Genomic DNA, 13,799 nt, shown 5'->3' with positions numbered 1-13,799 from the left:
CGTTTCTCAGACGTTGTCTGGGCGGCGGCGTTCTGTGCGGGTGGAGTCGGCGCGGTCGCGGTAGCGCACGTTCGGTTGGGGGTGGGGCGGTGCTTCGCCGCGGCGGCGCGGGACGCGGGAGGGTTCGGCCTCGCGCGGCGGGGCCGCGGCACGGGCGGCGCGGGGCTCGCCACGGGCGGCGCGGGGCTCGCGGGGCCTGGCGGCGGCGGGGGCGCGTTTGGGTTCGGCGGGCCTGGCGGGGCGGCGAGCCGGGCTCGCCATGTCGACCTCGGTGTCGGGCTCGTCCAGGACCGCGGTGCCGCGGCGCGGTCGCTTGCGGGCGGCAGTGGCGAGGTCGGGGGTCGGCTCGGGGCGACGGCGCTTGACCGGCTTGCGCTCGGACTTGCGCTCCGGGGTGGGGCGAGCCGTCTGGGGCGCACGCTTGGCGATCGCGATCCTGGCGCCACCGATCGCCAGTACCAGCACGGTCGCCAGCGCCATCGTCGGGAAGCGCTCCACCAGCGGGATGATCAGGTTCATCAGAACGTCTTTGATCGAGGTGGTGGCACGCCCACCCAGCATCTGGCAGGCCACCGGTACCGCGACGAACAGCAGCAGCGGCGGCATCACCATGGTGGAGAACAGACCGCGGAAGCGCACCGCGCAGACGGCGAGCACGCAGCCGAGGACATACAGCGCCGAGAACGTGCCCGTGGGATACGTCTCTCCGCCGAGTCCGTCGATCAAGAACCCGAGACCCGTCGCACCCGCGGCGATCAGAATCGCGGCCCAGGCGGGGATGCCGGGTACCGAGGGCACGATCGAACGTTGCGGCGCGGGCACCCGGGGTCGCGCACGTTGGGAAGCAGCCACACTATGACACTAACTGCACATAGCTCCCATAGGCGCCACGGCACGAGGATCTCAGATGCGATCCTCGGCGTCGGCGAACGCGACGACGCGTGGTCGGGTCTCGGTGAGTCGGATTGCCGGGAGCTCCTGATCGGCGATGCCGAGATCGTGCATCCGGCGCGCGGTGACCATGACCCGCGACTCCACCGAGCCCACTGTCGCGTTGAAAGCCGCTACGGCCTTACCGAGATTCACGCCCAGATTGTCCAGATGTTCGGCGACTTTACCCAGCCGGGTGTAGAGCTCCTTACCCAGTTGCTGCACCGTTGCCATATCGCGCGAGAGCGCTTCCTGCCGCCAACTGAACGCCACCGTTCGTAGCAGCGCGATCAATGTAGTGGGGGTTGCCAGAATCACGTTCCGGCCGAACGCGTACTCCAGGAGGTCGGCATCGGTGGTGAGCGCGGCGTCGAGGAACGGGTCGCCGGGCACGAACAACACGACGAACTCCGGTGCCGGATCGAAGGCCGCCCAGTACGCCTTGTCGGCCAGCTGGTCGACGTGGGCGCGCAGGTGCTTGGCGTGGCGGGCCAGTAATTGCGTGCGTTGGCTGGGATCGTCGGTGGTCGCCGCGTCCAGATACGCCGAGAACGGCACCTTCGCGTCGACGACGATGTGTCTGCCGCCGGCCAGCCGCACCACCATGTCGGGACGCACCACGCCGCGATCGTCGCCGCCGGGCCGACTCACCTGGGTGTCGAAATCGCAGTGCCGGGTCATCCCGGCCAGTTCGACGACCCGTTCCAGCTGGATCTCGCCCCACCGGCCGCGCACCTGCGGCGCACGCAGCGCCGCGACCAGCTGACCGGTTTGATCGGAGAGCCGATGCGAGGTGCGTTGCATGCCCGCGACCTGCTCGCGCAATCCCGAATACGCGTCGATCCGATGGTGCTCGACCTGTCGGATCTGCTGCTCCAACGCTCCGACCGCGTCGCGCAGCGGATCGACCATCGCGCCGATCGCGGCCGAATGCCTGCGCGCCGCATCCTCATTGGCCGAGTGCAGTGACTGCTGCAGCAACCGTTGATTGTCCCCGGCCGCGGCGAGCCGGGCTTCCGCGGTGGCGGCGCGTTGCCCACCACGGGCGGAATGCCCCAACCAGCCGAGACCGAAGCCTGCGGCGAAGACGAAGACGAGCGCGACGAGCATCGAAGCGGTCATGTCGGCGATACTGCCCGAGGCCACCGACAAAGTCGCAATTCCCCGGCAAACCGGGGACGGTCGTGGCGAAGTCGCCAGGCCATCTCGGCAGCATGTGCGCCGCGCTGTGCGGCACGCCGGTGAATTACACGCGTGTGGTGCGTCGATTGAATTCTGTCGGGGGTGTGCCCTACGGTTCGCGACATGCGGATCCTGCACACCTCCGACTGGCACATCGGGCGCACCTTTCACGGTGTCGACCTGCTGGCCGATCAGGCACGGGTGCTGACTGCCGTCGCGGAGCTGGTCGCGGCCGAATCGGTCGACGTGGTGGTGGTGCCCGGCGATATCTACGACCGCTCCATCCCCAATGCCGATGCCATCGGGGTCTGCAATCGCGGATTCGAGGCGATCCGAGCGGCGGGCGCGACGATCGTCGCCACCTCGGGCAATCACGATTCGCCCGCCCGACTCGGCGCGGGCGCCAGCTTCGCCGCGGCCGGTGGCCTGCATCTGTGCACGCGGGTTGCCGACGCGGACCGGCCGATCGTGCTCTCCGACGGCGACGGTGACGTGGCGTTCTACGGCATCCCGTATCTGGAACCGGAGATCACCCGGGCAGAACTCGGTGTGCCGCAGGCGCATTCGCACGCGGAGATCCTCGATGCCGCGATGGAGCGGATCCGTGCCGATATCGCCGCCAGGTCCGGCACTCGCACGGTGGTGCTGGCGCACGCCTTCGTGGTCGGCGGGGAAGCGACGGGATCGGAACGGTCCATCTCGGTGGGCGGTGTGGAGACGGTCTCGATGTCGGCCTTCGACGGCATCGACTATGTGGCGCTGGGACACCTGCATTCGCCGCAGACACTGTCGGAGTCGGTGCGCTACAGCGGGTCTCCGCTGCCGTATTCGTTCGGTGAGAGTTCGCACCGCAAAGCGGTGTGGATCGTCGACCTCGATGCCGAGGGGCTCGCCTCGGTGCGTCGCCACGATCTGCCGCTGGTACGCGGGCTCAGCAGGCTCACCGGCACCATCGAATCCCTGCTCACCGATACCGAATACGCCGCGGCCGAGGAGCATTACGTGTCGGCCACGCTCACCGACACCACCCGCCCGGTGGACCCGATGCGTAAACTGCGCGGGCGATTCCCGCACGCGGTGCACGTGGAATGGGCACGCCCGGAAGGTAATCCGGAGTTGCACTACCGCGAGCGGGTACACGGTCGTCGCGACGCGGAGGTCGCGGCGAGCTTCCTGACCGACGTGCGTGGCACACCGAGCAAGGGGGAGATGGCATGGGTGGAGCGTGCGCTGGCCGCCGCGGTGAGCGAAAACGACTCGGTCCGTGCCGAATCCGGCCGGGCGCCGGTTTCGTCGGAGCTGACTGCGTGAGCCCACGCGTCGCGTGCACAGTGGCGACTCTCGCCGGTGGTGGCATCGCGTGAGGCTGCACCGGCTCGAACTCACCGCGTTCGGCCCGTTCGCCGAGACCACTGTCGTCGATTTCGACGCGCTCGGCGCCGACGGGCTGTTCCTGCTGCACGGGCATACGGGCGCGGGCAAGACGACGATCCTCGACGCCATCGCCTTCGCCCTCTACGGCAAGGTGCCCGGTGCGCGCGGCGAGAGCAAACGCCTGCACTCCGATCATGCCGATCCGCAGACGCCACCGAGCGTCGTGCTGGAAGCCACGCTCGGCGGCCGCCTCCTTCGCCTGACCCGCTCACCCGAATTCGAGCGCCCGAAGAAGACCGGCACCGGAACCCGGCTTCTGCAACCCCAGGCCACCCTCACCTGGCTCGACGGCAGCGGCGAGAACCTCTCGCGCATCACCGATATCGGCGACGAGGTCCTGCGCCTGCTCGGTATGAGCGCCGACCAGTTCTTCCAAGTGGTGCTGCTCCCGCAGGGCGACTTCGCCAAATTCCTGCGCGCCGAGAACGAGGACCGCGAGAAACTGCTCGAAAAGCTCTTCGACACCCAACGTTTCGGGACGGCCGAGCAGTGGCTGTCCGATCGCCGCCGCGCCGCCGCGGGCGACCTGGATTCCCGCAAACAGGGCATCGACCGCCTGATCACCAAGGTCGGTATGGCCGGGGGCTACGGCGGCGCGGAATCGGTCGGCGTACTCGACGCGGTGACCTGGTCCCAGGAGCTTCTCGCCACCGCGCGCACCGCACTCGCCGAGGCGACCACGAATGCCGAACTGCGCCAGAAAGAATCGTCGCAGGCCCGCTCCGAAGCCGAAGAACAACGTCGCGTCGCCGGGCTGCACGCCCGCATGGCAGCAGCCCGCACCGAACTGGCCACCTACACCGCGTCCTCCCCGCGCCGCACCGAACTCGAACACGAACTGGGCCAAGCCCGCCGCGCCGAACCCGTCGTCCACGCCATCGACGAGGCGCGCTCCGCGGTCCGCACCCTGCGCCGTTCGGAGACTGCGACCCGTAGCGCCACCGGTGAACTGGCCGACCAGCTGAGGGCACCCGCCGCCGCCGACATCGCGGGAGTAGACCGGCTGACCGTGGTGACGGATGAGCCGGTCGATGGACGCGCCGCCACACCGGACGGTGGGCAGCCCGACCAAGGCACGTCAGCGGACCTGCTGTCGGGCGGTCCAGTCGGCGCGGGGCAGCAGGGACGTGGGTCGGTCCGTGGTGGGGCTGCGGGCGCCGGTGTCGGGGATGTTCGGGGCGATCTCGATGCCGCGATCAGTCAGTGGAACGCGTTGCTCGGTGTGCTCGGTGAGGTTCGTGCTGATGTGGCGACCGCGCGTCAGCTCACCGCCGATCTCGCCGCGCACGAGGGAGAAGCCGGTCGTCTTACACAGCGTTCGGGGGAGTTGGCGCAGCGGCGGCTCGAACTGCCGGCCGCGATCGGCTCGGTTCAAGAGCAGTTGCGTGAGGCCACCGATGCGGCCGCCGCGTTGCCCGGGATTCGCAACGAGCTGAGCAAGTGGCAGGACTCGGCAGCGGCCGCTGTCGACATAGCGCGTCGCCGACCAGCTTTGGACAAAGCGCGGACCGAACACGATTCCGCCTGGCGCGCTCACCTCGAAGCCAAGGAACGGGTCCTCGATCTGCGGGCCCGCCGCCTCGCGGGCATGGCCGCCGAGCTCGCGGGCGCGCTCACCGACGGTGCGCCGTGCACGGTCTGCGGTTCTGCCGAACATCCTGAACCGGCGCGGCCCACCGACGACGCGGTATCCAAGGACGCCGAGGACGCCGCGCACACCGCCGAACAGTCCGCCGAGGCCGCGCGTGATCGCATCGCCGATCGCATCAGCGTCATCGAACGCGAGATCGAGGCGTTGACCGCCCGCGGTGGAGACGCGGACCCCGTCACCCTCGCCGACGCGGTCCGCACCGCCACTCACCGCTTCGACGACACCGCCGAAGCCGCCGAGCGCGGCCCCGCCCTGACCAGCCGCCTCGAGGCTCTGCGCACCGAGGAAACCGCCCTCCACGACCGGTCCCGCGACCTCGACGCCCGCCTCGGCACCATTACTGCCAACATCACCACCACCCGCAACCGCCTCGACGAACTCACCGCGCGGCTGCGCACCGCCGCGGGCGCCGACAACACCGTCGACGCCCGCACCGCCCGCCTCGAATCGCTCATCACCGCAGCCACCACGCTCCGTACTGCCCGCACCGAGGAATCGACCGCTCGCGACGCCGTCCGCACCATCGCCGCCCGCGTGGAAAACCTCGCCCGCACTGCCGGTCTCGTGCCGGAAGGGTACGAGGAGCGTGTGCCGTCGGAGGTACTCGATTCACCAGTCGTGACCACCAGCCGAACCGCGGCTGAAGATGTCGACGCCGAGCTCGACACCGACGAGGAGGCGACCGGGAGCCCCGCGCGAGCGATCCGTGCCGAGCCTGAAATGCCCAGCCTGTTCGACCTGTTCGACGAAGGCCCCCTGGATGAGGAACCCGCCGACGAAGCCTCGGCCGTCGAGCCGGCAGCCCCGCGCGACGACATCGCTCTCCTGACCGCCTACGCCCAGGTCGTCACCGCCGTCGCGCGGACCGCGCGGCAGCAGGCCGCGATCGAAGCCGAACTCACCGCCGCGGACCGGGCCCGTGCGCATGCCGAGGCGGTGCTCGCCGAACCACAGATCCAGGCCGTCGCCGAACAGGCCCCGGGCGACCTGAACACACTCGAGCAGCGCTTCACCGAAGCTCAGAGCGCGCTTACCGCGGCGGTGGCAACCCAGTCGGCGGCCACCGAGCGGGTGGCCCAGCTCGAGCAGTTGGGGACGCAGCTGTGGGGAGAGGTCGAGCGGATCGCCCCCAAGCAGCGTGAATTCGACGAACTGGCTGCTCTGGCGGAAGTGGTGGCGGGTCGCGGCGAGAACAACCGGCGAATGTCGTTGCGCTCCTATGTCCTCGCGGCTCGGCTCGAAGAGGTCGCGGTGGCGGGGTCGCTGCGGCTACGCCGAATGTCGGGCGGCCGTTACGAATTCGTCCACTCCGACAAGGCGGGTCCACGGGGCAGACGCGGCGGCCTCGGCCTCGACGTCCGCGACGACTACACCGGCGTCGTCCGCTCCGCGAAAACCCTATCCGGCGGTGAAACCTTCATGGCCTCACTGGCTTTGGCGCTCGGCCTCGCCGATGTAGTCGCCGCCGAGTCCGGCGGCTTGGTCCTCGACACCCTGTTCATCGACGAAGGCTTCGGCAGCCTCGACGCCGATACCCTCGACGCCGTCATGGGTGTTCTCGACGAACTCCGCGCGAACGGCCGCGTGGTCGGCGTCGTCAGCCACGTGGACGAAATGCGCCAGCGCATCCCCACGCGCCTGCATGTCCTGCGCGGTCGCACGGGTTCGCACCTCGAGGCCACGGTGGCCTAGTCATCCGAACCAGCCCGACGAAGCGATCAGCACGGCGCGGCGGGTGCTTGCGGACGCTCCACAGGCAGCTCCGCTTCCTGGCGGACAATCGGGGCGAACCCGGGAAGACGGCCGTCGACGAGCGGGATCATCAGCTGGACCAGCGGCCCGATCCCGAAGGCGTAGACCAGCGTGCCGATCCCGACGCTGCCGCCGAGGAACCAGCCGGTGATCAGCACCGAGACTTCGATGCCGGTTCGAACAGACCAGACCGGCCAGCCGGTCCGCCCGACCAGTCCAGTCATCAGTCCATCGCGCGGTCCCGGACCCATGCCCGCACCGATATAGAGCACCGTCGCCGCGGCGTTCACCACCACCGCGGCAACCATGGCGAGAACCCGTAGCCACAGCGCGTCCACGGCCGGGATCAACCACAACCCGACGTCGACCGCGATCGCGATCACCACCACATTGCTGACGGTCCCGAGCCCCGGCCGCTGCCGTAGCGGAATCCAGGCGAGCAGCACAGCGATCCCGGTCAGCGCGGTCACCACACCGAAACTCAACGGCACATGCGCGGCGACCCCCTGATGGAATACATCCCACGGGTCGAGCCCGAGTCCCGCCCGGATCATCACTGCCATCGATGTCCCGTACAACCACAAACCGACGTAGAGCGCGACCAGGCGACGAGTGAGCATAGGTAATAGAATCCGGCCAACTGGACCTAGAAAAAAGAGCCAATCGGATATATCTGGCCTGATCGGTGGTCTGGATGACGTCGAACCGCCGTGCGCTGGGCCCCGAGCTCCCGCCCTAGCGGATGTTCATCCCTCGTGCGCGAGCAACCAGGCCTTGGCTTCCAGCCCCCACCGGAACCCGCCGAGCGCGCCGCCGATCCGCAGCACGCGATGACACGGCACGAACAGTGCGGCGGAGTTGCGCGCGCAGGCATTGGCCGCTGCCCGCGTAGCCGCCGGACGCCCGGACAGGCCGGCGAACTCGGTATAGGTCACCGGCTCGCCCGCAGGCACCTTGCGCAGGACTTCCCAGGCGTGGACCAGGAACTCGCCCGACCGTTGACGCACGGGAATCGCGTCGATCGCCGTGAGGTCGCCCGCGTGATAGTCGACGACGGCCTGGGTGACCGCGCCGAGTGAATCCCGCTGCCGCAGTTCGGTCGGGCGCAAGGTGGCGTGGATGAGGCCGGTCAGTGTGGCCGCGTCCCCGGTCCAGCCCGAGGCGAGTACGGCGCCGTCGGTGTCGACGACGGTGGTGAACGGGCCGATCGGCGTGCTGACCGTCGCGACATCGGCGCGACGAAGAGCAGTGTCAGTCATGGTGTTTCGCTTCCTGGAGAGAAGGTTCACGGACAAGCGCGCCACGATGTTCGAGCGCGGTCTTCCACAGGTGCATGGACAGATAGGAGCGCCACGGCGCCCAGTGGGTGGTGTCGTCGAGGTCGATTCCCGCTCGCGCCGCACCCTGACGAACCACCAGGTCGGTGTCGAGCAGGATGTCGGGATCGGCCAGCGATCGCATGGTGACGTAGTCGGCCGTCCACGGCCCGACTCCGTCGAGCGCGAGCAGGTCGTGCCGCAGGTCAGCGGCGGTGCGACCGGAATGCAGGACCAATTCGCCGTCGGCGATCGCTCGTGCCGCGGCAACGATGGCGTTCACCCTGCGCACGGGCCCGGTCAATACCTCGGCGCCGCGCTCGGCGACCGCTTCGGCCGTCGGAAACAGTCGAGGCACCGGCCCGTCGATCCGCTCACCGAGCGCATCCACCAGCCGCGCGGTATGCGTCCCCGCCGCCCGCACCGAGATCTGTTGCCCGATCGTGGTGCGCAACAACAACTCCGAGCCGTCGAGGCACCCCGGCACGCGGATTCCCGGTGTGAACCCGTGCCCCGCGATGGCATCATCCGATTCACCGGAACCGATACCGAGCGCACTGTCGATCCCGAGTGGATCCGCGTCCAGATCGAGCAGATGCCGCACCCGGGCCACGGTCGGCGCCAGATCGCGCATATCCCGCAGCGCCAACTCGGCCCGCACATGCCCCGGCTGGAACGACAGCCGAATTGTCGCGTGGCCGTGCGGAGTACGCAGGCTGCGCGTGTACGCGCCGTCCTCCCACAGCTCCATCCCCGGCACCGCGTGCGCCGAGAGGAACCAGGTCAGCCAGCCGGTATCGAGCGGCTCGCGATAGGGGAGCCGCAATGTCAGCAGACCGGGCGTGCCCGGTGCGACGACATCGGCGCGCGGCGATCGGCGCAACTCGGTCCGCATCGTCGTCGGACTCACCGCGAACACCTCGCGCACGGTGTCGTTGAACTGCCGAATGCTGGCGAACCCGGCCGCGAACGCGATATCCGACATCGGCATCTCGGTGGTCTGGATGAGCAGCCGCGCGGTGTGCGCACGATGTGCCCTGGCCAGCGCGAGCGGACCGGCCCCGAGTTCGGTGGTGAGCACCCGCGTGAGCTGACGCTGCGAATAACCGAGGGTGGCGGCCAGCCCGGGCACCCCACCCCGCTCGATCATCCCGTCACCGATCAACCGCATGGCCCGCGCGGCCAGATCGGCGCGCACATTCCACAGCGGTGAACCGGGCGCGGCATCGGGCAGGCACCGACGGCAGGCGCGATATCCGGCCTGCTGCGCCGCCGCCGCGGTGGGCAGGAACGACACATTGGCCCGCTTGGGCGTGATCGCCGGGCACGAGGGCCTGCAGTAGATGCCGGTCGTGCGCACCGCGGTGAAGAACTGCCCGTCGAAGCGGGAGTCGCGGGTGGAGACCGCCCGGTAGCAGCCCTCGAAGTCCGAAGCAGTGATGGTCACGAGTTCCACAATGGCACCAGTCCCGGCGGGGTGCTAGCGGAAATCGGCCACCGATCCCTCAGGGGCGTGAACCCCGATCAGCAGCAGCGATTGGTCGGATTTCGCTCGGCTTCGGCATAGCGTTCGCGCCAGTAGTCGCGCACCGACGGCACCGGAGCCTCCGGATGATTACGGCGCAGGTGGTCGACGTAGCGCTCGTAATCCTGGCCGCCGTTGATCGCGCTGTACCAGCGGGCGATGCCCCGCAGGGCCGCCCAGACTCGCCGGAGAATCTCTCGAGGCCCACCGGGATCGGTGTCGAGTGGCCCGGCGACAACCGCAGGGGCACGGACGGCCGATCCACTGAACCGGCCGTCCGCATCCCTGACCACACTCACGAGACGTGCGCCGATCCGGGCGCGCTCACCTTGCCCTCGGCGATCAACGCGTCCCATTCCTTCTGCACGTTCTTCTCCGTGGACGTGGCGACGAATCCGCTGGGGGCGAAGATCTTCGACGGCTGCTCCTCGGACTCGGTGCTGGTCACCGTGCCCGTGCGGATCGCCTTCGCGCACACCAGCACACCGACGACGGTGACGACCAGCACCAGCACCGCGAACACGATCGACAGCGTGCCCTGGATGAAGGTATTGCGGATCGCGATGTCGACCTGCTCGGGCGTCTTCGCCGTCAGACAGGCTTTGCCCGCGTCCTTGGCCGCCTCGCACAGGCTGTGCTGCTTCCAGTAACCGACCTTGGGATCGTCGGAGAAGATCTTCTGCCAGGACGCGGTCATCGTGACCACCAGATCCCACGCCAGCGGAACACCGGGAATCCACGCCCACTTCCACTGCCCGCGCTTGACGATGATCGTGAGCACCACGATCAGCGCGATCGCGGCGAGCAGCTGGTTGGCGATGCCGAACAGCGGATACAGCGCGTTGATGCCGCCGAACGGATCATTGACGCCCATCAGCAGGACCCCGCCCCAGCCCGCGACCACGATCAGCGAGCACAGCCAGGCGCCGATCCGCCAGGACGGATCACGGAACTTCTTGAACCCGCCGCCGAAGTTGCCCAGCGCGTCCGAGACCAGGAAGCGCGCCACCCGAGTGCCCGCGTCGATGGTGGTGAGGATGAACAGCGCTTCGAACATGATCGCGAAGTGGTACCAGAAGGCCTTCATCGTCGAGCCGCCGAGGAACTGGGAGAAGACCTCGGAGATGCCGATCGCCAGGGTCGGGGCGCCACCGGTGCGCGAGACGATCGACTTCTCGCCCACATCGGCGGCCGCGTCGGTGAACAGTTCCGGCGTCGCGGGCGGGCCGGACAGACCGAGCGAATTCGTGAACTTGGCAGCGCCTTCGGCCGTGCCGCCGGTGAGTCCGGCCGAGGCGTTCATACCGAAGTACAGGTGCTGGTCGATGATCGAGGCGGTGATGATCGCCATGATCGCGACGAACGACTCCATCAGCATGCCGCCGTAGCCGATCATCCTGGCGTTGGATTCCTTGGCCATCAGTTTCGGCGTCGTGCCGGAGGAGACCAGCGCGTGGAAACCCGAGAGCGCACCGCAGGCGATGGTGATGAACAGGAACGGGAACAGACTGCCCGCGAACGCGGGACCGGCGCCAGTGTGCGCGAATTCGGAGACGGCGGGCGCCTTCAGCACCGGCATCGTGATCAGGATGCCGACCGCGAGCAGCACGATCGTGCCGACCTTCATGAACGTCGACAGGTAGTCGCGCGGGGCGAGCAGCAGCCACACCGGCAGCACCGAGGCGATGAAGCCGTAGGCGATCAGGCACCACGCGATGGTCGTGCGCGACAGGGTGAACCAGTCCGCGCCCCACTCGGTTTCGGATACCCAGCCGCCGCCGATGATCGCGGCCAGCAGCAACACGATGCCGATCGCGGAGACCTCGCCGACCGCACCCGGCCGCAGATACCGCAGATAGATGCCCATGAACAGGGCGATCGGGACGGTCATCGCGATGGAGAACACGCCCCACGGGCTCTCACCGAGCGCGTTCACCACCACCAGCGCCAGCACCGCCAGCAGGATCGTCATGATCACCAGAATCGCCACGATCGCCGCGACACCGCCGACGACGCCGAGCTCGTCACGCGCCATCTGGCCGAGGCTGCGACCGCGTCGACGGGTCGAGGCCCACAGCACCAGGTAGTCCTGCACCGCACCGGCGAACACCACGCCGACGACGATCCAGATGGTGCCGGGCAGATAACCCATCTGCGCGGCCAGCACCGGACCCACCAGCGGACCGGCGCCCGCGATCGCGGCGAAGTGGTGTCCGTAGAGCACCCGCCGGTCCATCGGCATGAAATCTTTGCCGTTGTCATAGATTTCGGCGGGCGTGGCCACGTCGTCGCGCGGCTTGGTGATCTTCCACTCGATGAATCGCGCGTAGAAGCGGTAAGCGATGATGTAGGTACAGACCGCCGCGATCACGATCCACACGGCGTTCACGGACTCGCCGCGCACAAACGCGATGATCGTCCACGCGACAGCGCCGAGTACGGCGATCCCCGCGAACACGGCCTTCTTGGCGGGCGTGATCGGCGTGCGATCGACGACACCGACCGGAGGCAAGTCCGGGTCGGTCCGCAGATGTTCGATGGTCGCCATTGACTCAACTCTCCTGTATAACGCGCAGAGCCTCGGGTGAAGCAATCGACAACGTAGCTGATCGCAGAACTGCGACGGAGAGGTTCGCACACGATCGTGCGCAGAATGAAGTTTTGTTCAGCTGGTCATTCGCCCCGGTAGGTTCCGAAGCTCCAGAGGTTGCCTTCCGGGTCGGCGGCGCTGAAGCCGCGGGAGCCGTAGTCCTCGTCGCGCAGGTCGCGGATGATCCTCGCGCCCGCGACCTTCGCCCGGTCGTAGAGCGCATCGGGCCGGTCGGTGACCAGGTAGAGATTGGCGACGCCCGGTGGTCGCGTGCCGAAGGGGCTGTCGTCACGGCCGGTGGAACCGAACATGATGCCGCCGCCGCCCGGCCAGCGCAGTTCGCCGTGTTCGACGACGGAGTCGTCGTTTTCTCTGGCGTAGACCGCGGTTGCTTCGAAACCGAAAGCGGTGGTGAGGAATTCGACCATGGCGCGGGCGTCGTCGAAGGCGAGGCAGGGCCAGACGGTGTTCGTTGAAGTTTCCATGTGCTCAGCCTCTCGCTGGTCCGGCCTCCGGGTCTTGGACGGATGGAATCTCCTCGGCGAGCCAGGCGGTGGGGGCCACGCCCGCCAGTTCGGCGAAGTCGCGGTTCAGGTGGGCTTGGTCGTAGTAGCCGCAGGTGTTCGCGACCTGGGCGATGGAGATATAGGACGGGGTGCTCGCCAGCATGCGCCTGGCGCGCTCGAACCGGATGATCCGCGCAGCCAGTTTCGGGCTCGCGCCGAATTCGGCGGTGAACTTGCGGGTCAGGTGTTGGCGGGTCCAGCCGATCCGATCGGCGAGCGGGTTGATCGCATAGGTACCGCCGGTCTCGACGAGAGCGCGCCAGGCCCACGTCAATTCGGGACCGGCGAGAATGTCGGTTCGTGCCGCCGCGATCAGGGCCCGGTCGCACGCGGCGAATCGACTCGGCCAATCCTGTTGCGATTGCACGGCATCGGCGAGTTGGTCACCGAGAGTGGCTTGCGCTTGGGAACATTCGATCGAGGTGTCCCACAGTTCGCTCGCGGGCATGCCGAACAGCACCCGGCAACCCAGCGGGGTCAGTTCGATCGCCACGCCTTCCTGAAAACCGGTGTGCGCGATCATCGCTGGGCTCGCCTGCAAGCCGCTCAGTACGCAGCGATAGCTGCCGGGGGATTGGTGCGGGTCGGTTTGCTCGATGACATCGATGGTGGGGCCGATGGCGACGATGAACGTCATGTGCCGTGATGGCAGGCCGCGGTGCAAGCCGGGCTCGAAACCCGCGAGCCGATAGCCCACGTACCGGTCGATGAACGCTGCCAGCACCGGCGCGGGAGCCGCGGTCACCACCTCCGTGGTCGCCTCCATAGGGCAACGCTACGCCGGGGGTGTGGGATTGCCCACGCGTCTCGGGCATCGCTGCGGGGTAACCGGACCGAGAAGGTGCTCTCCGCC

At 68.4% G+C, this 13,799-nt stretch carries 11 protein-coding genes; 2 read left to right on the top strand and 9 right to left on the bottom strand.

The annotated features are described in order from the left end of the window. Positions 1 to 6: 6 nt before the first annotated feature. Both IBJ82_RS15285 and IBJ82_RS15280 read right to left on the bottom strand, forming a co-directional pair. Complete coding sequence (locus tag IBJ82_RS15285; RefSeq protein WP_194826573.1) at positions 7 to 852, bottom strand: DUF6542 domain-containing protein; 846 nt, start codon at positions 850 to 852, stop codon at positions 7 to 9. A gap of 51 nt (positions 853 to 903) precedes the next feature. Continuing rightward, complete coding sequence (locus IBJ82_RS15280; protein ID WP_056816028.1) at positions 904 to 2,052, bottom strand: DNA recombination protein RmuC; 1,149 nt, start codon at positions 2,050 to 2,052, stop codon at positions 904 to 906. Positions 2,053 to 2,235: 183 nt separating this feature from the next. Between IBJ82_RS15280 and IBJ82_RS15275 the strand changes: the two genes are divergently transcribed. Continuing rightward, a complete protein-coding gene (locus IBJ82_RS15275) occupies positions 2,236 to 3,423 on the top strand; it encodes an exonuclease SbcCD subunit D (protein WP_194826572.1) in 1,188 nt (395 codons plus the stop codon). A gap of 49 nt (positions 3,424 to 3,472) precedes the next feature. Continuing rightward, a complete protein-coding gene (locus tag IBJ82_RS15270; RefSeq protein ID WP_194826571.1) occupies positions 3,473 to 6,889 on the top strand; it encodes an AAA family ATPase in 3,417 nt (1,138 codons plus the stop codon). Between the two features lie 26 nt (positions 6,890 to 6,915). Here IBJ82_RS15270 and IBJ82_RS15265 read toward each other — a convergent pair whose 3' ends face one another. The 7 genes from IBJ82_RS15265 to IBJ82_RS15235 form a co-directional block, all read right to left on the bottom strand. After that, positions 6,916 to 7,569 (bottom strand): YitT family protein, encoded by a 654-nt coding sequence (locus tag IBJ82_RS15265; protein ID WP_228537142.1) that lies wholly within the window; start codon positions 7,567 to 7,569, stop codon positions 6,916 to 6,918. Between the two features lie 126 nt (positions 7,570 to 7,695). After that, a complete protein-coding gene (locus IBJ82_RS15260) occupies positions 7,696 to 8,208 on the bottom strand; it encodes a methylated-DNA--[protein]-cysteine S-methyltransferase (RefSeq protein WP_194826570.1) in 513 nt (170 codons plus the stop codon). Then, a complete protein-coding gene (locus IBJ82_RS15255; protein WP_194826569.1) occupies positions 8,201 to 9,721 on the bottom strand; it encodes an AlkA N-terminal domain-containing protein in 1,521 nt (506 codons plus the stop codon). The genes IBJ82_RS15260 and IBJ82_RS15255 overlap by 8 nt, the downstream gene beginning before the upstream one ends. 68 nt (positions 9,722 to 9,789) lie before the next feature. Then, on the bottom strand, positions 9,790 to 10,089 hold the full coding sequence (locus tag IBJ82_RS35365; protein ID WP_370585321.1) for a YbdD/YjiX family protein: 300 nt from the start codon (positions 10,087 to 10,089) through the stop codon (positions 9,790 to 9,792). Continuing rightward, the gene (locus IBJ82_RS15245) at positions 10,086 to 12,338 is read right to left on the bottom strand and encodes a carbon starvation CstA family protein (RefSeq protein WP_194826567.1); all 2,253 of its coding nucleotides are present in this window, start codon (positions 12,336 to 12,338) and stop codon (positions 10,086 to 10,088) included. The genes IBJ82_RS35365 and IBJ82_RS15245 overlap by 4 nt, the downstream gene beginning before the upstream one ends. A 125-nt stretch (positions 12,339 to 12,463) precedes the next feature. Then, positions 12,464 to 12,865 carry a VOC family protein gene (locus IBJ82_RS15240; RefSeq protein WP_194826566.1) on the bottom strand — a complete coding sequence of 134 codons (402 nt, stop codon included), beginning with the start codon at positions 12,863 to 12,865 and terminating at the stop codon, positions 12,464 to 12,466. A gap of 4 nt (positions 12,866 to 12,869) precedes the next feature. Then, a complete protein-coding gene (locus tag IBJ82_RS15235) occupies positions 12,870 to 13,712 on the bottom strand; it encodes a helix-turn-helix domain-containing protein (protein WP_194826565.1) in 843 nt (280 codons plus the stop codon). Positions 13,713 to 13,799: the final 87 nt, after the last annotated feature.

Origin of the sequence: Nocardia sp. XZ_19_231 (assembly GCF_015355705.1) — a bacterium.
GTDB classification, from domain to species: domain Bacteria; phylum Actinomycetota; class Actinomycetes; order Mycobacteriales; family Mycobacteriaceae; genus Nocardia; species Nocardia salmonicida.
This window is presented reverse-complemented; position numbering and strand designations above follow the sequence as displayed.